The sequence below is a fragment of the Brevibacterium sp. LS14 genome, from assembly GCF_012027885.1.
Lineage (GTDB): Bacteria > Actinomycetota > Actinomycetes > Actinomycetales > Brevibacteriaceae > Brevibacterium > Brevibacterium casei.
On sequence record NZ_SJXG01000060.1, the window covers coordinates 189,175 to 209,585 of the forward strand.

Genomic DNA, 20,411 nt, shown 5'->3' on the forward strand with positions numbered 1-20,411 from the left:
GAACGGTGTCGGCGGCGGACGACAGTGAGCTGTGTCAGCCGCGTCTGTGGCGGACGATAGGCTTGGGAGCATGGCAGCGAAGAAGACCCTCATCCCGTGGAGCTCGGCCAAGCCCGCGCCCGTCGTGATGATCTCCGGCGGCGAATCTGTGCTCATCCGGATGGCCAAGGACCGCATCGTCTCCGCTGCCCGGAAGAAGTCGCCCGAAGAGGTCGAGTTCGATGCCGCCGCATACCAGGGCGGGGAACTCGAGATGGCCGCCTCGCCGTCGCTGTTCTCCAGCGCGAAGCTCATCGTCGTCGACGCCGTCGAGAAGTGCTCGGAGGCGTTCCTCGAGGACGCCCTCGCCTACCTCGACGAACCCAATGACGACGCTGTCGTCCTTCTCCTCCACGGTGGCGGCAACCGCGGTGCGAAACTCGTGAAGAAGCTCGATTCCGCTGGCTTCCCCCGCATCGACGCGGCGGCGCTGAAGAACGAGAGCGACCGCGCGAAGTTCGCTCAGACGAAGCTCAAGGCCGCGAAGCGTCAGATCGACGATGCGGGGATGGCCTCGCTCATGGCCGCCCTCGGCTCCGACCTCGCCGAACTCAACGCCGGTGTCGACCAGCTCATCGAGGACACCGAAGGCACGATCACCGCAGAGATCGTCGACCGCTACTACGGCGGGCGGGTCGAAGCGACCGGGTTCAAGGTCGCCGACGCGGCCGTCTCCGGCGACGCCAAGAGCGCACTCAGCCTCCTCCGGCACGCGCTGTCGACAGGATCGGATCCGGTCCCGCTCGTCGCGGCCGTGGCGATGAAGCTCCGCGGCATGGCGAAGGTGCAGGGCTTCTCCGGATCGAGCGGCGAGCTCGCGGCCGAGCTGAAGATGGCCCCCTGGCAGGTCGATCGCGCTCGGCGCGAGGTCCGGCGCTGGAACGAAGTCGCGCTCGGCCAGTCGCTCATCGCCGCCGCCGAAGCGGACGAAGCCGTCAAGGGCGGAGGCCGAGATCCCGTCTACGCCGTCGAGACCTTCGTCTCCGAGGTCTGCCGCCTCGCCCGCACCCGCTGAGCCGCGCGCCAGCTCGCCCACACGCGCCGGCTGAGTCGTGCGCCAGCTCGCCGCACGCGCTGAGTCGAGCGCGGGAGGTCCGGCGCCGAGTCGCTGCCCTGCGGAAGGGACCTCCCGGCACAGACGAAGGGGCCCGATCCGCAGTGCGGATCGGGCCCCTTCAGGCAAACCTCAGTCAGCGACTCAGAGAGCGTTGATCTGCTTGGCGAGCTTCGACTTGCGGTTCGCAGCGTTATTCTTGTGCAGAACACCCTTCGAGACAGCCTTGTCGAGTTTGCGGGCGGCCACAGCATAAGCCTGCTGTGCCTCGTCCTTGTTGCCGGCAGCGATGCTCTCACGGACGTTGCGGACGAGGCCACGAACCTCGGTACGCACTGCCTTGTTGCGCAGGCGAGCCTTCTCGTTGGTCTTGATCCGCTTCATCTGGGACTTGATATTAGCCAATTTCAACACTCTTCCGTGTTCGTACTACATGGTCGTGAGGGCGCATCCGCGCGACAGCCTTCGTCTCGGCGGGGAAACACTCTGACGAAATCGCATCGGATGGCATCTTCACCCGACCTCGGCGAGACACACGCCATGATGAAGACACAGTTGACAATGATACAGGCTGGCTCCGCCCGGCGGAAATCCCCGACCCGGTCCCCGCGTCAGGAGAATTCGGCTGCGACGAGGTCGAAGACCGACCGGTCCATGACCGCGCCCTCACGCCGGATGCTGCGCGGATCGAGGCGGATGATCCGGTCGAGGCGGACCTCCGAGGGGCGTCCCTGCGAATCCCAGGCGCCGCTGCCGATGTTCATCCACCGGGCGCTGCCATCCGTGCGGACCTCGCCGATCCCGCCGGGAATGTGGTCCTTGCTCGTGAGCATGAGGACGAGGACCCACGCCCCGTCCTTGCCGATGACGAGCGACGGGCGGTCCTTGCCCTTCGTGTGATCCTCCTCGAATGGGATCCACCCCCACACGACCTCGCCGGGATCGGCGTCTCCGTCGAGATCGGGGGAGTAGACGACGGTGACCGATCCCCGGTAGTCACCCGGGTAGCCCGTTCCCGGACGGTCATCCCTCGCCGAGGTGGTCCTCGCGTTCCCGGTCGGCCCCTGCCCCTGAGGACGGGGTCCCGGGCGGCGATCGGCCCCCCGGCTGTCGTCGGCGCCGCCCTGCGACCGCCTGCTCTGCGACTGCCTGAGGTATTTCATGCCCTCGCGGACACCGATCTGCACGGCACGGTTGACGATTGATCTCCAGCTCATGCCGCCCAGCCTAGTGGACGATGGGCCGCAGGGACCGCTCAGGCGACGACGTCGTCGGCCCAGCGGAGGGTCGCCTCGACGGGGAAATGGTCGGACGGGTAGGTGCCGTCGACGTTGAACGTGTCGATGCGGGTCGAGACGGTCTCGAGTCCCTTCGTCGTGAGGATCCAGTCGATGCGCGGTTCCCCGGCCTTCGGTCCCCTGTAGCGGTGGAAGGTGCCGATGTCCTCCCCGGGTGCTGCCACTGCGGTGTCGGTGAGGCCGAGCTCGGAGGTGAAGTACTCATACACCGGGGCACCGGTGGCGACGTTGAAGTCACCGGTGATGACACAGGGGACGGCCACCTCGGCGATGGTCTCCGCCATGATCTTCGCCGACTCCAGCCGCGCACGCTCGGACTTGTGGTCGAGGTGGGTGTTGAGCAGGCGCAGCCTGCGTCCGGACTCGAGGTCGGTGAAGTCGACGGTCGTCAGGGTCCGGGCATGGGAGACGCCCCACGATTCGGAGGCGACGGTCTCCGGGGTCTCGGAGAGCCAGCTGATGTCGACGGTCTCGACTTCGAAGCGGGAGGAGTCGCAGATGATCGCGGTGAATTCCCCGGCATTGCCGCCCGAATGCCCCTCGCCGAGCCAGATGTACTCATCGGGCAGCAGCTCGATGAGCTTCTCGAGCTGATCGAGCTCACCCTCCTGCGTGCCGATGAGGTGCGGGTGGGCGGCGGAGATGAGCTCGGCGGCGACCGGCAGACGCTCGGCGACGGGATGCCCGTCCATCGCGGGGTAGCGGAGATTGAAGCTCATAACGGTGAAGTCGCTCATGAGACCATCATCGCGGACCTCGACCGCGATCGCGGGGATATCCGCAGCGATTTCCCCTCGCCGGACCAGCGCGACCGGGCAGGTGAGTGGGGCGACCGCGGATTCCGGCCGGGAGGCCGAGTCGTGGAACAATGGAGGTTCGCACGAATTGAAGAAAGGGCGTTCATGTCACCTCAGGTGTCGCCACAAGCACTCCAGCGGATCACACCGTCCGCGACCTCACCCGAGTTGATCCGCAATTTCTGCATCATCGCCCACATCGACCACGGGAAGTCGACGCTCGCCGACCGGATGCTCCAGATCACCGGCGTCGTCCAGCCGCGCGACATGCGCGCGCAGTACCTCGACCGGATGGACATAGAACGCGAACGCGGCATCACCATCAAATCCCAGGCCGTGCGCATGCCGTGGGAGACCGACGGCACCCCGTACGCACTCAACATGATCGACACCCCCGGCCACGTCGACTTCAGCTACGAGGTCTCCCGGTCGCTCGCCGCCTGTGAGGGCGCGCTCCTCCTCGTCGACTCCGCGCAGGGCATCGAGGCCCAGACGCTCGCGAACCTCTACCTCGCGATGGAGAACGAGCTGACGATCATCCCGGTGCTCAACAAGATCGACCTGCCGGCCGCGCAGCCGGACAAGTACGCCGAGGAGCTCGCGAACCTCATCGGCGTCGACCCCGACGACGTCCTGCGGGTCTCCGGCAAGACCGGTGAGGGCGTCGAAGGCGTCCTCGACCGGATCATCACCGACATCCCCGCGCCCGTCGGCGACGCCGATGCGCCGGCGCGGGCGATGATCTTCGACTCCGTCTACGACACCTACCGGGGTGTCGTCACCTACGTCCGCGTCGTCGACGGCGCACTGTCGCCGAGGCAGAAGGTGACGATGATGTCGACGGGCACGACTCACGAACTCCTCGAGATCGGTGTGTCCTCCCCGGAGCCGATCGCGACGAAGGGACTCGGCGTCGGCGAGGTCGGCTACCTCATCACCGGTGTCAAGGACGTCCGCCAGTCGAAGGTCGGCGACACGGTCACCGCGACCGCAGCCCCGGCCGAGGAGCCCCTGGCCGGCTACGAGGAGCCCAAGCCGATGGTCTTCTCCGGGCTCTTCCCCATCGACGGCTCCGACTACCCGGCGCTGCGCGACGCGCTCGACAAGCTCAAGCTCAACGACGCCGCCCTCGTCTACGAACCGGAGAACTCGACGGCGCTCGGCTTCGGCTTCCGCTGCGGGTTCCTTGGCCTCCTCCACCTCGAGATCGTCCGCGAGCGCCTTGAGCGCGAGTTCGACCTCGACCTCATCTCGACCGCCCCGAGCGTCATCTACGACGTCACCCTCGAGGACCGCTCCGAGGTCGTCGTGACGAACCCCTCGGAGTTCCCGACCGGCAAGATCCGCGAGGTCCGCGAGCCGATGGTCAAGGCGACGATCCTCACCCCGAGCGACTACATCGGCGCGGTCATGGAACTCTGCCAGGACCGCCGCGGCAAGCTCCAGGGCATGGACTACCTGTCCTCGGACCGCGTCGAGATCCGCTACCGCCTGCCGCTGGCCGAGATCGTCTTCGACTTCTTCGACCAGCTCAAGTCCCGGACGAAAGGCTACGCCTCCCTCGACTACGCCGACGACGGCATGGACGGCGCCGACCTCGTCAAGGTCGACATCCTCCTCCACGGCGATCAGGTCGACGCGTTCTCCGCGATCGTCCACCGCGACAAGGCGTACTCGTACGGGGTGCTCATGGCCGGCAAGCTGCGCGGACTCATCCCGCGCCAGCAGTTCGAGGTCCCTATCCAGGCCGCCATCGGCTCGCGCATCATCGCCCGTGAGACCATCCGCGCGATCCGCAAGGACGTGCTCTCGAAGTGCTACGGCGGCGACATCAGCCGCAAGCGCAAGCTGCTCGAGAAGCAGAAGGAGGGCAAGAAGCGGATGAAGATGGTCGGCAGCGTCGAGGTGCCGCAGGAGGCCTTCATCGCGGCCCTGTCCTCGGACGAACCGGACAAGAAGGACGCCAAGAAGTAGGTGCCGGAACAGCCGATCGGTGAGATCCCACCGCTCGACGGCTCCCTTCCCGCCTCGGCGGGGACCGGGAACGGCGAGCGGCTGAGCCTCTACGTCCACGTACCCTACTGCCGCGTGCGCTGCGGCTACTGCGACTTCAACACCTACACCGCCGACGAACTCGGACCGGGTGCCAACCGCGACGACTACCGGGAGATGATCTCCCGGGAGCTCGATCTCTCGACCCGTGTCCTCGCCGAGGCGGGGGCGGGCAATCGTGAGGTCGGGACGATCTTCTTCGGCGGGGGCACCCCGACGATCCTTCCCGCCGAGGTGCTCGCCGGTGTCCTTTCCGACATCCGCTCCCGCTACCGGCTGGCCTCCGATGTCGAGGTGACGACCGAGGCGAACCCGGACACCCTCAGTCCCGCCTATCTCGACACGCTGGCCGCCGCCGGCTTCACCCGCATCTCCGTGGGCATGCAGTCGGCGGTCCCGCACGTGCTCGCAACCCTCGATCGCACGCACGATCCGCTGAAGATCCCGGATGTCGCGCGTTGGGTCAAGGAGGCCGGGCTCGAGCTCAGCCTCGACCTCATCTACGGCACACCGGGGGAGTCGATCGACGACTGGCGTGCCTCCCTCGACTCGGCGCTGGCCAATGACGTCGACCACATCTCCGCGTACTCGCTCATCGTCGAGCCGGGCACGAAGATGGGGGCGATGGTTCGTCGCGGGCAGCTGCCCATGCCCGATGAGGACGACCTCGCCGACAAGTACGAGATCGCCGATGCGGCCATGGCCGCTGCCGGTCTGCGCTGGTACGAGGTGAGCAACTGGTCGAAGAACCCGGACACCCGCTGTGAGCACAACATGGCGTATTGGCGGGGTGCCGACTGGTGGGGCTTCGGCCCGGGTGCGCACTCCCACGTCGGGGGAGTCCGGTTCTGGAACGCCAAGCATCCCCGCGCCTGGTCGGACAGGCTCCTCGCCGGTCACTCCCCGGCGATCGGACGGGAGGTGCTCTCGGAGACGACGCGCGAGATCGAGCGGATCATGCTCGCCGCCCGCATCGACTCCGAGCTGCCCCTCGATTCGCTGGGCCTCGGCAGCGAGGCGGCGATCCGCACCTTCGTCAAGCAGGGACTTCTCGACGCCGCGGCGGTCGCCGACGGCCGGTTCTCCCCGACGCTCCAGGGCCGGCTCATGGCCGACCATATGGTCAGGGTGCTCACCGACTACGTACGGTGACGCCCACCATGACGCCCGACGATGACGTGCGGAAACGGCCTGCGTTCGTCGGAGGGCTCCTGCTAGACTGACTACACCTATCGTGGATGATGTGGTGTACCTTTCGTGGACCCCCGACGGTGCGGAGCAAGCGAGGTGGACGATGTCGAACCCTCAGCCCGAAGATGACCGACACGGCCGACAGGACTCTGCTGTGCCTGGAGCGAATGCGGACCGGGGTTCTGATTCCCGCCCGCCCGGCGTTGATCCGCGTGGAGGCCAGCCGCCTGTTCCGGAGTCGCCAGCACCGCCTCCGTCTTACCTCCCGCCGCAGGCATCCGGGCCGCCTCCGCGCTCGAGACCCCGGCGGCACTCGTCCCGGCGGCCGTCGGGGACGGCAGACCTCAGGCGTCTGGGCAGAGATGCCGTGGGCGCAGCGGCGACGGCTGCTGAGTCCGTGCAACGGTCCGACCTCTGGAAGCGGGGACGCGCGGCGGCGGGAAGCGCTTCACGGGCGGCGGCAGCGAAAGGACGCGCCGCGGCACACACGACTGCGGCGGCCTCGACGACCGCATGGCGTCACGGCAGGGACATGTATGCGGTCTCGAGTCGACTTCCCGGCGAGGGGCACGGCCGCCCGAGTCGGCCGTGGGAGATCCGCACCGCTGCTGTCCTCGGGCTCATCGCGCCGTTGTTCATCGTCCTCGCGATCATCTCGATGGCAGTCACCGGTGGACGCACACTGAGGTCGTTCGGCTGGATGCTGCGCGGCATCGGGGACACGACCGGCGTCGAACCGGTCAACGCCGCTGCCGACATCTCAACGGGCCTGGCGGACGCCCTCGTCGCCTTCGGCATCATTGTGGGGCTCGTGGTCATCGCGGCGTTCTGCATCTATGCGTGGAGAGTGCTCGTGGGGCGCGGTCACGCCAAATGGGTGGCGCTCATCGCTCTCGTCGCCTCACTCTTCGTCCTCACTCCGTTCAGTCCGGTTCTCACCGCAGGGTTTCAGATCTTCGCGACGGCCAGTCTTGTCTTCGCCTTCCTCCCGCGTTCGTCGGCGTGGTTCGTCCACCGCCGGAACAGGCGATTCTCACGGTGAGCCGAAACAGGACCGCCGCCTGCGCAGATGCGCAGACGGCGGGTCCGAGAGTCGGCGGCTCAATGGCCGCAGCTGATCACTTGATGAAGTTGATCGTCAGCGGGAACTTGTAGCCCTCGCCCTTGTTCGCAGCCACGGCGGCGATGATGTAAATGACCGCGTAGACGAGCGGGATGAGGAACGCGAAGTAGACGATGAGGAATCCGAAGCCCATCGTCACGAACGCGAGGATGGTGCCGATGATGCCGAGGACGATCGAGGCGGCGAACGTGGCGATCATGTTCGTGATCCACGCGTTCGTGCCCTGGCGGGCGTAGTCGCGGACGAAGGGCGACTCGTCCTTCTTCACGAGGAACATGATGAGCGGGAGGAAGCCGACGAAGAGCGACCCGATGTTCGTCCACAGCGCGGTGGTCCGCTCGGAGTCGGTGGCGTTCCAGAAGCGCTCGGAGCCCGGACCGTACGCGGACTCGGGCAGGTTGGCGGAGTCGAACATCGCGGGGTTGGCGTGCATCGCGGGCTGGACGCCGTACTGCTGGCCGCCGTAGTTCTGCTGGCCGCCGTACTGCTGGCCATAGCCCTGCTGCGAGCCGTACTGCTGAGCGCCGTAGTTCTGCTGGGAACCGTGCTGCTGCTGGCCGCCGTAGCTCTGCGGCTGGCTGCCATACTGGTTCTGCTGGGAGCCATAACCCTGCTGACCGTAGCCCTGCTGCGAACCGGAGTTCTGCTGGGAGTCGTACTGCTGCTGCGAACCGGAGTTCTGCTGCGGCTGCTGGCTGTAGGGCTGCTGGGGTCCGGACGCCTGGGTGTAGTTCGGAGGCATCGGACGCGACTGGTTCGGCTCTCCGTTCGGAGGCTGCGGGGAGTTCGACATGAGGGTCCTTTCGAGAAGCTTCTGCACTTCCACCCTAGACCAGCGGCCCCAGCCGAAGGGTGGGAGCGGCGTTCCAAGTTCGTCACAACTGCCTCGGAGCCGGGCCCTTGCGACTGCCTCGGAGTCGAAACCGCAGCGACCTCAGTCCCCGCAGCGACCTCAGTCCACGCAGCCCCGCAGCGAACTCAGACCCCTCAGTCCACGGTGACGAAGTCGATGAGCTCCTCGACCCGGCCCGAGAGCGTCGGCTCGACATCGGCGATCGTGCTCACGGACCTGAGGATCCGCACCCATCCGGCGGCGACGTCCTTGTGATCGGCGTGCGGCCAGCCGATGCGGCGCAGTATCCCCGTCTTCCAGTCCTCTCCGCGCGGGACGGTCGGCCATGCGGCGATGCCGACGACGTGCGGCTTGACCGCCTGCCAGATGTCGACGTACGGGTGGCCGATGATGTGGACGACGTCGCGGTAGCGCGGATCGGAGCGGACCGCCTCGGCGATCTTCGACTCCTTCGTCCCGGAGACGAGATGGTCGGCGAGGATCCCGACCCGATGCTGCCGGTCCGGGCCGAACTCGGCGAGCTTGTCGGCGACGTCGTCGAGTCCGCCGAGGGGTTCGACGACGACGCCTTCGATCCGCAGGTCGTCGCCCCAGATCTTCTCGACGAGCTCGGCGTCGTGCTTGCCCTCGACCCAGATCCGCGACCCCCTGGCCACCCGCGCCTTCGCGCCGACCACGGCACGTGAGCCCGAGGCTGTACGACCGGGGGCAGCCGGCTTGCGCTTGGGCAGGCGAAGGTCGACAGGCTCGCCCTCGAGGAGGAAGCCGGGGCCGAGCGGAAATGACCGGACAGCGCCGCGGCGGTCCTCGAGTTTGACGACGACGCCGCCCGTCGTCTTCTCGGCACCGACGACGGCGCCGACGAAACCGCTCATCGCGTCTTCGAGCACCATGCCGAGGCCGACCTCGACGGGGCGGGACTTCTTGGGCCGGTGCGAGGACGGCGACGAACCGGAGAGCACGTCCGAACCATAGCGATCAAAGGCATTCACAGCCCACCAGCGTAGTGAATGCGCAGGGCCGATCCGCGCTGACCCGCGGGTGGGGCGGCGGAAAGTGAATTCACCGGAGAAGAGGCGTAGAATTGGCACTCGGACTATTCGAGTGCCAAATTCCGGGAGGAGTCGGATGAACGACAGCAGGCGCGCGCAGGTGCTCCGTGCGATCGTCGAAGACTTCGTGGCCACGAACGAACCCGTGGGGTCGAAGGCGATCGTGCAGCGGCACACCCTCGGGGTGTCGCCCGCGACGATCCGCAACGACATGGCCCAGCTCGAGGCCGAGGGATACATCGCCCAGCCGCACACCTCGGCGGGGCGCATCCCCACCGACCTCGGCTACCGCATGTTCGTCGACCGCATCGACGAATTCAAACCGCTCAGCGCCGCCGAGCGCCGCGCGATCATCCAGCTCGTCGAAAGCGAATCCGACCTCGACGGGATGCTCGACCGCACGGTCCGCCTCCTCGCCGGGCTCACGCACCAGGTCGCGCTCATCCAGTACCCCATGGTCTCGCAGGCCAGGGTCAAGCACATCGAGGTCGTCGGTCTCGCCGCCGGCCGGATCCTCGTCGTCCTCATCACCGACGCGGGCCAGGTCGAGCAGAAGATCGTCGGCCTCGCCGAGGCGGTCGATGAGGAGGATCTCGCCCGCATCCGTGAGCGGATCAACGCCGAGTTCGCCGGCCGGAAGCTCTCACGCATCGACCTCGGCGAGGCCGCCGGAGCGGCGGAGTCGGATCACGCCCCTGCCGAGGGCATGGCCGAAGTCCCCGGGGGAGAGGCGACGTTCGCCCGCCTCCGCGACGCCGTCATCGACCTTGTCGCCGCGACCCGCGAAGAGCGGATCATCATGGCCGGCACCGCGAACCTCGCCCGCTCGGGCAAGGAGTTCGGCGAGCAGATGGCCCCGATCCTCGAGGCCTTCGAGGAGCAGGTCGTCCTCCTCAAACTGCTCACCTCGATGGCCGAGGACCACGCCGAGATCAGTGTCCGCATCGGCCGTGAGAACACTCACGAGTCCTTCAGCTCGACATCCGTCGTCGCCGCCGAATATGGTCATGTGGCAGGATCCTCGGCCCGCCTCGCCGTGCTCGGTCCGACCCGCATGGACTATCCGACGACGATCTCGGCCGTGCGCGCCGTCGCCAAATACGTGTCCTCCGCCCTCGAACGGGGATAGGCGAGGCCTCACCGGCGGGCGCAGCGCCCGTCGCCCCAGACAGTCCCACCTGACAGACAGTTCCACACACCACGATCACCATCAGGGAGAGAGAAGTTTCAGTGGCCGATCACTACGAAACACTCGGAGTGTCCAAGGACGCTTCGGCGGCTGAGATCAAGAAGTCGTACCTCAAGCTGGCCCGGAAGTACCACCCCGACGTCAACCCCGGCTACGACGAGGAATTCAAGTCGATCTCACTCGCCTACGAGGTCCTCTCCGATCCGCAGAAGCGCCGCAACTACGACATGGGCGGCGGCGAGAACGGTCAGGGTTTCCCGACCGGCGGCTTCGGCGGCTTCGGCGACATCTTCGAGACCTTCTTCGGCGGCGGGGGCGGCTCCGCCGGCGGGCCGATCCCGCGCACCCAGCGCGGCAAGGATGCCCTCGTCGGCGTCAACATCGACCTGCGCACCGCGGCCTTCGGCGGCACCGTCGACCTCGACGTCACCACTGCGGTCGTGTGCGAGACGTGCAGCGGCGCCGGCACCCAGGACGGCACCTCGATCGAGACGTGCTCGCTGTGCCACGGCTCCGGCAGCATCCAGCGGATGACCCGCACCCTGCTCGGTCAGATGGTGACGAACCAGACGTGCAACCAGTGCCACGGCTTCGGCACCGTCATCCCGCACCCCTGCCTCAACTGCCAGGGCGACGGACGCGTGCGCAAGCAGCGGACGATGAAGATCCGCATCCCCGCCGGAGTCTCCGACGGCACGCGCATCCAGCTTTCCGCCCAGGGCGAGGTCGGGCCTGGCGGCGGTCCCGCCGGTGACCTCTTCGTCGAGGTCATGGTCACCCGCCATGAGGTCTTCCGCCGCGACGGCGACAACCTCCGCGCTGCCGTCTCGGTGCCCATGACGGCGGCGGCGCTCGGCGCCCGCATCCCGTTCGAGACCTTCGACGGCACCCAGGACCTCGACATCGAACCCGGCACTCAGTCGGGCACGGTCGTCAGGCTTCCGGGCCTCGGCGCGACCCGCCTGCGGACCGAGACCCGCGGGGACCTCCTCATCACCGTCGAGGTCACCACGCCCGACAGGCTCGACGACGAACAGCGGGAGCTGCTCGCCCGACTCGCGACGGTCCGCGGCGAGGAGACACCGCGCGCGCAGATCACGACCGAGAACCGCGGCATGTTCTCCCGCATGCGTGAGAAGTTCGCCGGTCGGTGAGCCTCCCGGTCTTCCATTCCCCGCAGGCCGCCGAGGCGGTCGCCGGTTCCGCGCTCACGCTCGGTGAGGACGTCGCCGGGCACGCCGTGCGCGTGCGCCGGATCGGCCCCGGCGAGGAGATCGACGTCGTCGACGGGCACGGGGTCCGCGCCCGCGGAACCGTGAGCACCGCCTCGGCGACTGCACTCGTCCTCGACGTCACCGAGGTCACCCGGACTCCCGAGCACGGACCTCGGCTCGTCCTCGTCCAGGCGCTTGCGAAGGGCGACCGCGACCTCCAGGCGATCGAGGCGGCCACCGAGATCGGCGTCGACGAGGTCATCCCATGGGCGGCCGAACGCTCGATCGCCGATTGGCCGGCGAAGAAGGCCGCGAAGATGGCCGCGAAATGGGAGAACCTCCTCACCGCGGCCTCCCTCCAGTCGCGGCGCTCGCGCTTCCCCGTCCTCGGGGAGCTCGCACGCGGCACGGGACTGGCCCACCGCCTCGGCGAGGGGACCGGGGATTCCGCTGCAGCCGACCCGGGTGGGGAGGCGATCTTCGTCCTCCACGAAGCCGCGGCGACCCGCCTGACCGCGCAGCTGCGGGACCTCGATGCGGGCAGCACCGAGCGCATCGTCCTCATCGTCGGACCCGAAGGCGGGATCACCGAGGCCGAGCTCGAGGCCCTGCAGGGGATCGGGGCGCGCACCGTCGTCCTCGGCGACACCGTCCTCCGGTCCTCCTCGGCGGGACCGGCCGGACTCGTCCTCGCGCAGAATTCCCTGGGCCGCTGGTGACGAACCGGACTACGATAGAAGCTGACCTGTCCTCACCTCGGGTGAGCGCGCGACGCTCCGCCTGAGTGACCTACGAACGAAGGACCATTCTGGACACCTCCACCGATTCATCGACCGCAGCGGACTCGGCGTCCTCGGAGACCGTCCGCCTCGTCATCCCGGACTCGATCGACCTCGTCGAGTTCTTCGGCCCCGGAGAGGCGAACCTCCGCACGCTCGAGAGGGTCTTCTCCGGACTCGACCTCCACCTGCGCGGCAACCAGCTCCAGGCCGCCGGCGATCCCGACCAGGTGAGCTCGTTCGTCACCGTCATCGGTGAGCTGAAGAAGCTCCACCAGTCGGGCCATCGCATCGATGAGGAGACGATCGACCGCGTCGCCTCGTTCTCCTCCGAGGGCAAGGCGGCCTCGGCGGTGATGGGCACGAACATCCTCTCGACCCGAGGGAAGTCGATCCGCCCGAAGACGATGGGCCAGCACGACTACGTCAAGGCGATCCGGAACAACACGATCACCTTCGGCATCGGCCCGGCGGGCACGGGCAAGACCTATCTGGCGATGGCCATGGCCGTCAACGCCCTCCAGAACAAGGACGTCTCACGGATCATCCTCACCCGCCCGGCCGTCGAAGCCGGGGAGCGCCTCGGATTCCTTCCGGGCACGCTGGGGGAGAAGATCGACCCGTACGTCCGCCCCCTCTACGACGCCCTCCACGACATGGTCGACCCCGAGTCGATCCCGATGCTCATCGAGACGGGCACGATCGAGGTCGCCCCGCTCGCCTACATGCGCGGGCGCACCCTCAATGACGCCTTCATCGTCCTCGACGAGGCCCAGAACACGACGGGCGAGCAGATGAAGATGTTCCTCACGCGGCTCGGCTTCGGCTCCCGGATGGTCGTCACCGGCGACGTCTCGCAGATCGACCTGCCCGGGAACACGAAGAGCGGACTCAAGGTCGTCCAGAAGATCCTCGCCGACATCGACGACCTCGCCTTCTGCCAGCTCGGCAGCAAGGACGTCGTGCGGCATTCGCTGGTGACGAAGATCGTCGACGCCTACGACCTGTGGGGGAACGCGAAGTGAACACCGAGATCGCCAACGAGACCGAGGACGAGGTCGACCTCGACGAGGTCGTGGCGCTGACCGAATACCTCGGCGAGGCGCTGCACATGCACCCCGGGGCGGAACTGTCGGTGACGATGGTCGACGAGGCGGCGATGTCCGAACTCCACGTCACATGGATGGACCTCGAGGGGCCCACCGACGTCATGTCGTTCCCGATGGACCAGCTCAGCCAGGGTCGCGCCGACGCCCCGACCGAGGGCCAGATGGGCGACATCATCATCTGCCCGGCCGTGGCCGCGAAGCAGGCCGCAGCGGCGGGCCATTCGGCGATGGATGAGATCCTCCTCCTCACCGTCCACGGATTCCTCCACCTCCTCGGCTACGACCACGGGGAGCCGGAGGAGCGGGAGGCGATGTTCGCCCTCCAGCGCCACCTGCTGCTGACGTTCTTCGCCGCCCGCTACGACGGCCGGACGGACATCCCGACGCCGACCGAGGTCTGAGCCGTGCTCTGGTTCTTCCTCGCGGCGCTGCTCTGCCTCATCTTCTCGGCGACGCTGGCGGCCGTCGACGCGGCGCTGCTCAGCGTCTCCCACCACGCGATCCAGGACGCGAAGGACGAGGGCAAGGCCTCGGCGGTGCGGGTCGAGCGGATCCTCGCCGACCTGCCGACGAACATCAACGTCATCATCTTCGTCCGCCTCTTCCTCGAGGCGCTCGCGACCGTGTTCATCGCGCTGGCCTACGACTCGCTCTACTCGGTCGGTCCGCTCATGGTCGTCCTCACCGTGCTCACCTCCTCGATCGCCGTCTTCGTCGTCGCCGGGGTCTCCCCGCGCACGATCGGGCGTCGCCGTTCGCTGGGAGTGAGCCTGGGACTGAGCGGGATCGTCACCTTCCTCCTAGTCGTCCTCCGTCCCCTGACGAAGGTCCTCGTGTGGCTGGGCAACCTGCTCACCCCGGACAAGGTCTACAAGGACGGACCCTTCGTCACCTCGGATCAGCTGCGCGACCTCGTCGAAAGGGCGAGCGAGTCCGACATCATCGAGGACGGCGAACGCGACATGATCCAGTCGGTGTTCATGCTCTCGGAGACCTCGGCGAAGCAGGTCATGGTCCCGCGCACCGACCTCGTCACCGTCACCTCGGGCACTCCGCTCAACAAGGTGATGAACCTCTTCCTCCGCTCCGGGTTCTCCCGGATTCCCATCAGCGGAGAGGACCTCGACGACATCGAAGGTGTCGCCTACCTCAAGGACGTCGCCCGGCGGCTCCATCAGCATCCGGAGGACGCCGAGCGTCCGGTCAACACGCTCGCCCGCAGCGTCCTCTTCGTCCCGGAGACGAAGCCGGCCGACGACCTGCTGCGGCAGATGCAGATCGAGTCGACGCATCTGGCGATCCTCATCGACGAGTACGGCGGCACCGCGGGACTCGTGACGATCGAGGACATCGTCGAGGAGATCGTCGGCGAGATCGACGACGAATACGATGCCGTCGATGAGGACCTCGTCGAGGCCGACGACGGCACTTACCTCGTGAGCACGCGGATGTCGATCACCGACTTCGCCGAGTACTTCGACGTGCGCATCGACGTCGACGACGTCACCAGCGTCGGCGGTCTGCTCACGAAGCTCATCGGGCGCGTGCCCATCGCCGGCTCGAGCGCCGAGATCGCCGGTCTGCGCCTCACCGCGCTCGAAGGCCAGGGCCGCCGCCACCGCATCGCCCACGTCACGGTGACACGGGTCGACACACCTGAGGAAGAGAGCTGAGATGGACTTTCGCACGGACTACCCCGAGGACTTCCGGGCGGGCTTCGCGTGCTTCGTCGGCCGCCCGAACACGGGCAAGTCGACGCTGACGAACGCGCTCGTGGGCGAGAAGGTGGCGATCACCTCGGCGAAGCCCCAGACGACGCGCCACACGATCCGCGGGATCGTCCACAAGGACGACCATCAGCTCATCATCGTCGACACCCCGGGCCTGCATAAGCCCCGGACCCTGCTCGGCTCCCGGCTCAACGACCTCGTCGTCGCGACCCTGAGCGAGGTCGACGTCATCGGCTTCTGCCTGCCCGCCGACGAGCCCATCGGACCCGGCGACCGCTACATCGCCTCCCAGCTCGCCCTCCTCGACGGACGGACCCCGATCGTCGCCCTCGTGACGAAGGTCGACACCGTGAGTCAGGACAAGGTCGCCGAGGCGCTCCTGGCCGTGAGCGAACTCGCCGACTTCGCCGACGTCATCCCCGTCTCCGCCGTCGACGGCTTCCAGGTCGAGACCGTCGATCAGGTGCTCTCGAGCTACCTGCCGGTGTCCCCGCCGCTCTACCCCGAAGGCGAGCTCACCGACGAACCCGAAGAGGTGATGATCGCCGAACTCGTCCGCGAGGCCGCCCTCGAAGGCGTCCGCGATGAGCTGCCGCACTCGCTCGCCGTCCAGGTCGAGGAGATGTACCCTCGGGAGGGCCGCAGCGAGGACAACCCGCTGTGGAACGTCCACGTCAACCTCTACGTCGAACGCCCCAGTCAGAAGGCGATCATCATCGGCAAGGGCGGGAAGCGGCTCAAGGAGATCGGCTCGGAGTCGCGCCGCGGCATCGAGGCGCTGCTCGGCACGAAGGTCTTCCTCGACCTCCACGTCAAGGTCGCCAAGGACTGGCAGCGCGATCCCAAACAGCTCGGACGCCTCGGCTTCGACTTCACCTGAGGCCGGGCGTGCGGGCCGCTTGTCGCTGCCTCGGGCCGTCGCCCGGTGTGTCAGGGGTCATGCCGGCCCGAACGTGCCCTGCAATAGACTAGGGCGGGTGAATGCCGAGCAGACCCTCACCTCGCTGAGCGAGCGCAATCCCACCGTCGCCCCCGACGAACTCATCGCCGGACTCGTCCCGCCCCCGCAGTTCGAGGACGTGTCGTTCGCGAGCTACCGGACCGACCCCAACGAGCCGTCGCAGGCCGAGGCGCGGGCCAAGCTCGAGGAGTTCGTCGCCGATGACCGGTCGAAGGGGTTCTTCGGAAAGCTCTTCTCCAAGGGCAAGGACGGTCCCAAGGGCGTCTACCTCGACGGCGGCTACGGCGTCGGCAAGACCCACCTTCTCGCCTCGGCGTGGCACGCGAACGAGAAGCCGGCGACCTTCGGCACCTTCGTCGAGTACACCAACCTCGTCGGGGCGCTCGGCTTCGTCCGGGCCCGTGACGACCTCAAGCAGATGAAGCTCGTGTGCGTCGATGAGTTCGAACTCGACGATCCCGGCGATACGGTGCTCATGTCCCGGCTCATGCGCGAGCTCACCGACGCCGGGGTGAAGATCATCGCGACGTCGAACACCCTCCCGGGATCGCTCGGGGAGGGACGCTTCGCCGCGCAGGACTTCCTCCGGGAGATCCAGGCCCTGGCCGACCAGTTCGAGGTCTACCGGATCGACGGTCAGGACTACCGGCACCGCGGGCTCACCGCCCCGGCTGAACCGCTGACGCCGGCCGAACTCGATGCGGCTGCCGCCGAGCTGCCCGGAGTGGTCGCCCGCGATGACTTCAGCACTCTGCTCGAGCATCTCGCGACCGTCCATCCTTCGAAGTACGGGAGGATGGTCGACGGCATCGACGCCGCCGTGTGGAAGAACGTCCACACGATCGACAATGAGAGCGTGGCGCTGCGCTTCGTCGCGCTCGTCGACCGCCTCTACGACAGGGATGTGCGCATCATCAACTCCGGTGAGCGCCTTGATCGGGTCTTCACCGAGGAATCCCTGTCCGGCGGGTACCGGAAGAAGTACATGCGCTGCCTCTCGCGCCTCACTGCGCTCTCCTCCCCGGAGTAGGCCCTTCTCCCTTCCCTCACTTCCAGAAGTGGTCGAAGAAACGAGGCATTCTGCCCGAATCGGTCGATTCTCCTCGGTTCTTCGACCACTTCTGGTTGGATTCCGGGCTGGGTGGAGGTCCGAGGGCGGACGCCTCCGGTCGACGACCTCGACCGCCGTGTCTGGATTCCTCCCTCAGCGGAGGTCGAGGGCCTCGAAGACCCCGCCGAAGTGGGGCACCCAGTCGGGGATGCCGATGAGACGCAGCACCAGCCAGACGACGCAGGCGACGAAGGCCGCGGTGAGAGCGCCGACCGCCCAGCGCACCCACAGTGGCTGGCGCATGATCCAGTGCGTCCACGCCTCGACGCGCACGCGGACGAAGTGGAGCAGGTGTCTGGCCCAGTGGAACTCGGTCGAGATGACGAAGAGGCCGATGATGACGATGAGCCACCCGGGGCCGGGCAGGGGGACGAGGATGAGCCCGATGACGACGATGAGCGAGCCGACTCCGCCGACGAGGAACCTGTAGAGCCGAGCCGCGTGCGGGTTCGCGGTCACGCTCATCCGCCAGCGCAGGAACCCCAGACGGAACCGACGCCAGGAGGGCCGGCCGTGCTTGTGATGGCGCGACAGCCAGCCCGCTGGCCGCTTGTCAGGGGGTCGCTCATTCACGTCAGCCATTCAACCCGAGGAGTCTGAAAGCTTGATTCGGATCTGTGACGACGATCACCGCGTTTGGATTTTGCGTCCGTGCCCGGCTGCGTATAGAGTTATATCTCGTTGCCAGGGAAACCGGGCAGCGAAACGCGGATGTGGCTCAGTTGGTAGAGCATCACCTTGCCAAGGTGAGGGTCGCGGGTTCGAGTCCCGTCATCCGCTCGGAGGCGTCATGGCACTGCCTTGGCGGTGGCGTGGCCGAGAGGCGAGGCAGCGGCCTGCAAAGCCGTATACACGGGTTCGAATCCCGTCGCCACCTCGGATTCTCCGACAGCTCGTCTGTCGGTGAGTTAGCGCGATTGGCGCAGCGGTAGCGCGCTTCCTTCACACGGAAGAGGTCACTGGTTCGATCCCAGTATCGCGCACAGGGGCCTTCACGGTTCCGGTGCAACAAATGAATAGAGCGCGATTGGCGCAGCGGTAGCGCGCTTCCCTGACACGGAAGAGGTCACTGGTTCGATCCCAGTATCGCGCACACTAGGAACCCCAGGCTCTGACCTGGGGTTTCGTGCATTCAGGACGTTCCTCAAGCTCGGCTTCTCATCCGCGGCGTGTACCCCACGTGTACCCCCGCCGCCGAATCCGCCCCTGAGAACGGCGGTTCTGACTGGTGTGCAGCCCGGATTGAAGTCCAGAGTTGGACAGGGAGTGAGGCGTTCCACCGCCGGTCACGACGCGCCGACGGAAAAGGCGACATGTGTGGCAGTTCTGCCACGCACAGCGCATGTTGAGGCTACTCTTATGCTTGTACGCTAGTCAGAGCACAGCCCACACAAGGACTCGGAGCACATATGTCTACCCCGCAGAATCCGTACGATCCGAACCGCCGTTCGGACAACGAGAACACCGGCGAGAATTCCGCGAACGATCAGAGCCGTTCAGGAGACGAGAACGGCAGCGAGTACGGTTCGAACAGCCAGGCCCCCCAGTACGGATCGAACGAGCCGACCCGTTCGTACGATTCGGGTGACCGTGCGCCGTCGTACGGGTCCGACCAGCCGACGCAGTCATACGGCTCGGACAACCAGGCACCGAGCTATGGCTCTGGTGACCAGGCGCCGAGCTACGGCTCGGACAACCAGGCTCCGAACTACGGCTCTCAGTCCCAGTACGGTCAGGACGGTCAGTACGGCGGCTCCCAGGGAGGCTACGGCCAGAGTCAGGGCTACGGTCAGAGCTACGACCAGAACGCCCAGGGTTCTCAGGGCGGCTACGACCAGAACTACGGCCAGGGCTATGACCAGAACGCCCAGGGCTACGACCAGAATCAGAACTACGGTCAGAGCTACGACTCCAACCAGTACGGCCAGCAGCCGGCCTACGCTGCAGCCGGCGGCGGGGGAGACCAGTTCACGCCTGCGAACCCGAACGCCTCCTACGGGAACTACTCCTCGGGATCCGGCGGCAGCACCTCGAAGAACATCTGGGGCATCCTCGCCCTCATCGGCGGCATCATCGGCGTCGTCCTCGCCTTCGTCTTCGGCATCGGCCTGATCTTCGGCATCGCCGCCGTCGTCTTCGGCTTCATCGGCCTCTCGGCGATCAAGAAGGGCCTGGCGAGCAACAAGGGTGTGACCATCACCGGTCTCATCCTCGGCTTCGTCTCGATCCTCATCTCGATCATCGTCATCATCGCCACGATCATCGGCATCGGCATGCTCGGCAAGGCCGTCGACGAGATGTCGGAGGCACCCACCTCCTACGGTGCGCCGATCGACCCGACCGATCCCGGTGCCGAGTCGCCGGCGACCGAGGAGACGGCGGAGGCCGCACCGGTCGAGGGCGGAGAAGTCGAGATCGGCACCGACATCACGGCTGCAGTCAGCGTCGCGCCCGGCACGGCGAGCAACACCGCGATCGGCGCGGAGTCGACGAACGGCGAGATCGCCATCGTGACGATGACGATCAAGAACAATTCGAGCTCCGAGATCGACATGTCCCTGACCAGCGTCACGGCCTCCAACGGCTCGGGCGCGACCTACTCGGACGTCTTCGACGGCAACAAGTACCAGGGAATCCTTGCCTTCGCCGAACCCGTCCCCGCCGGCGGTGAGAAGACCTACGAGTTCGCATACGGCGTTCCCGCCGATGAGGTCGATCAGATGGAGCTCCAGCTCCTGCTCTTCGACGACCTCGGCAAGGGCACGACCTTCGACTTCAAGAAGGTCTGACGACCGGGCCGGAGCGAGTCCGAGCGTTCCCCACCGCAGTCGCGCAGGGGCAGTTGGGTGGCAGTCATAT

The 20,411-nt window shown here is 67.0% G+C and carries 19 protein-coding genes and 4 tRNA genes; 17 read left to right on the forward strand and 6 right to left on the reverse strand.

Annotation, left to right across the window (positions count from 1 at the left end; translation table 11 throughout):
* Nucleotides 1–70 precede the first annotated feature (70 nt).
* Nucleotides 71–1,054, forward strand: coding sequence for a DNA polymerase III subunit delta (gene holA, locus EZE58_RS15310; RefSeq protein WP_009377102.1), 984 nt, complete (start codon nt 71–73; stop codon nt 1,052–1,054).
* Nucleotides 1,055–1,237: 183 nt separating this feature from the next.
* Here holA and rpsT read toward each other — a convergent pair whose 3' ends face one another.
* From rpsT to EZE58_RS15325, 3 genes are all read right to left on the reverse strand, one after another.
* Complete coding sequence (gene rpsT, locus EZE58_RS15315; protein ID WP_009377103.1) at nt 1,238–1,498, reverse strand: 30S ribosomal protein S20; 261 nt, start codon at nt 1,496–1,498, stop codon at nt 1,238–1,240.
* 206 nt (nt 1,499–1,704) lie between these two features.
* On the reverse strand, nt 1,705–2,310 hold the full coding sequence (locus tag EZE58_RS15320) for a type II toxin-antitoxin system PemK/MazF family toxin (protein WP_009377104.1): 606 nt from the start codon (nt 2,308–2,310) through the stop codon (nt 1,705–1,707).
* Between the two features lie 38 nt (nt 2,311–2,348).
* Nucleotides 2,349–3,128 carry an endonuclease/exonuclease/phosphatase family protein gene (locus EZE58_RS15325; RefSeq protein WP_009377105.1) on the reverse strand — a complete coding sequence of 260 codons (780 nt, stop codon included), beginning with the start codon at nt 3,126–3,128 and terminating at the stop codon, nt 2,349–2,351.
* A 165-nt stretch (nt 3,129–3,293) separates the two neighbouring features.
* Here EZE58_RS15325 and lepA point away from each other — a divergent pair, with 165 nt between their 5' ends.
* The 3 genes from lepA (at nt 3,294) to EZE58_RS15340 (ending at nt 7,473) form a co-directional block, all read left to right on the forward strand.
* Nucleotides 3,294–5,162, forward strand: coding sequence for a translation elongation factor 4 (gene lepA / locus EZE58_RS15330; RefSeq protein ID WP_081590978.1), 1,869 nt, complete (start codon nt 3,294–3,296; stop codon nt 5,160–5,162).
* Nucleotides 5,163–6,392, forward strand: coding sequence for a radical SAM family heme chaperone HemW (gene hemW, locus EZE58_RS15335; protein WP_009377107.1), 1,230 nt, complete (start codon nt 5,163–5,165; stop codon nt 6,390–6,392).
* 436 nt (nt 6,393–6,828) lie between these two features.
* Nucleotides 6,829–7,473 (forward strand): hypothetical protein, encoded by a 645-nt coding sequence (locus EZE58_RS15340; protein ID WP_131247771.1) that lies wholly within the window; start codon nt 6,829–6,831, stop codon nt 7,471–7,473.
* A gap of 76 nt (nt 7,474–7,549) precedes the next feature.
* Here the strand turns inward: EZE58_RS15340 and EZE58_RS15345 are convergent, their stop codons facing one another.
* The gene (locus EZE58_RS15345) at nt 7,550–8,347 is read right to left on the reverse strand and encodes a DUF4870 domain-containing protein (protein WP_009377109.1); all 798 of its coding nucleotides are present in this window, start codon (nt 8,345–8,347) and stop codon (nt 7,550–7,552) included.
* A gap of 194 nt (nt 8,348–8,541) precedes the next feature.
* Nucleotides 8,542–9,399 carry a DUF3097 domain-containing protein gene (locus EZE58_RS15350; RefSeq protein WP_040341487.1) on the reverse strand — a complete coding sequence of 286 codons (858 nt, stop codon included), beginning with the start codon at nt 9,397–9,399 and terminating at the stop codon, nt 8,542–8,544.
* 136 nt (nt 9,400–9,535) lie between these two features.
* Between EZE58_RS15350 and hrcA the strand changes: the two genes are divergently transcribed.
* The 8 genes from hrcA (at nt 9,536) to zapE (ending at nt 17,471) form a co-directional block, all read left to right on the forward strand.
* Nucleotides 9,536–10,588 (forward strand): heat-inducible transcriptional repressor HrcA, encoded by a 1,053-nt coding sequence (hrcA, locus tag EZE58_RS15355; RefSeq protein ID WP_009377111.1) that lies wholly within the window; start codon nt 9,536–9,538, stop codon nt 10,586–10,588.
* A 101-nt stretch (nt 10,589–10,689) separates the two neighbouring features.
* The gene (gene dnaJ / locus EZE58_RS15360) at nt 10,690–11,802 is read left to right on the forward strand and encodes a molecular chaperone DnaJ (protein ID WP_009377112.1); all 1,113 of its coding nucleotides are present in this window, start codon (nt 10,690–10,692) and stop codon (nt 11,800–11,802) included.
* Nucleotides 11,799–12,581: a 16S rRNA (uracil(1498)-N(3))-methyltransferase gene (locus tag EZE58_RS15365; RefSeq protein WP_009377113.1), complete on the forward strand. Its 783-nt coding sequence runs from the start codon at nt 11,799–11,801 to the stop codon at nt 12,579–12,581. The genes dnaJ and EZE58_RS15365 overlap by 4 nt, the downstream gene beginning before the upstream one ends.
* 65 nt (nt 12,582–12,646) lie before the next feature.
* Nucleotides 12,647–13,666: a PhoH family protein gene (locus tag EZE58_RS15370; protein ID WP_009377114.1), complete on the forward strand. Its 1,020-nt coding sequence runs from the start codon at nt 12,647–12,649 to the stop codon at nt 13,664–13,666.
* Nucleotides 13,663–14,151, forward strand: coding sequence for an rRNA maturation RNase YbeY (gene ybeY / locus EZE58_RS15375; protein ID WP_095375505.1), 489 nt, complete (start codon nt 13,663–13,665; stop codon nt 14,149–14,151). Before EZE58_RS15370 ends, ybeY begins: the two co-directional genes overlap by 4 nt.
* 3 nt (nt 14,152–14,154) lie before the next feature.
* Nucleotides 14,155–15,423, forward strand: a complete 1,269-nt coding sequence (locus tag EZE58_RS15380; RefSeq protein ID WP_009377116.1) for a hemolysin family protein — start codon at nt 14,155–14,157, stop codon at nt 15,421–15,423.
* Between the two features lies 1 nt (nt 15,424).
* Nucleotides 15,425–16,360 carry a GTPase Era gene (gene era, locus EZE58_RS15385; RefSeq protein WP_095375506.1) on the forward strand — a complete coding sequence of 312 codons (936 nt, stop codon included), beginning with the start codon at nt 15,425–15,427 and terminating at the stop codon, nt 16,358–16,360.
* A 97-nt stretch (nt 16,361–16,457) separates the two neighbouring features.
* The gene (gene zapE, locus EZE58_RS15390) at nt 16,458–17,471 is read left to right on the forward strand and encodes a cell division protein ZapE (protein ID WP_095375507.1); all 1,014 of its coding nucleotides are present in this window, start codon (nt 16,458–16,460) and stop codon (nt 17,469–17,471) included.
* 174 nt (nt 17,472–17,645) lie between these two features.
* On the opposite strand, the gene EZE58_RS15395 is transcribed toward zapE, so the two are convergent.
* Nucleotides 17,646–18,134, reverse strand: a complete 489-nt coding sequence (locus EZE58_RS15395; RefSeq protein ID WP_240941347.1) for a PGPGW domain-containing protein — start codon at nt 18,132–18,134, stop codon at nt 17,646–17,648.
* A gap of 125 nt (nt 18,135–18,259) precedes the next feature.
* Between EZE58_RS15395 and EZE58_RS15400 the strand changes: the two genes are divergently transcribed.
* The 5 genes from EZE58_RS15400 (at nt 18,260) to EZE58_RS15420 (ending at nt 20,341) form a co-directional block, all read left to right on the forward strand.
* Nucleotides 18,260–18,332 (forward strand) — tRNA-Gly (locus EZE58_RS15400).
* 26 nt (nt 18,333–18,358) lie between these two features.
* Nucleotides 18,359–18,429 (forward strand) — tRNA-Cys (locus tag EZE58_RS15405).
* Between the two features lie 34 nt (nt 18,430–18,463).
* Nucleotides 18,464–18,535, forward strand: a tRNA-Val gene (locus tag EZE58_RS15410).
* Between the two features lie 38 nt (nt 18,536–18,573).
* A tRNA-Val gene (locus EZE58_RS15415) sits at nt 18,574–18,645 on the forward strand.
* A gap of 316 nt (nt 18,646–18,961) precedes the next feature.
* A complete protein-coding gene (locus EZE58_RS15420) occupies nt 18,962–20,341 on the forward strand; it encodes a DUF4190 domain-containing protein (protein ID WP_119296212.1) in 1,380 nt (459 codons plus the stop codon).
* Nucleotides 20,342–20,411 lie beyond the last annotated feature (70 nt).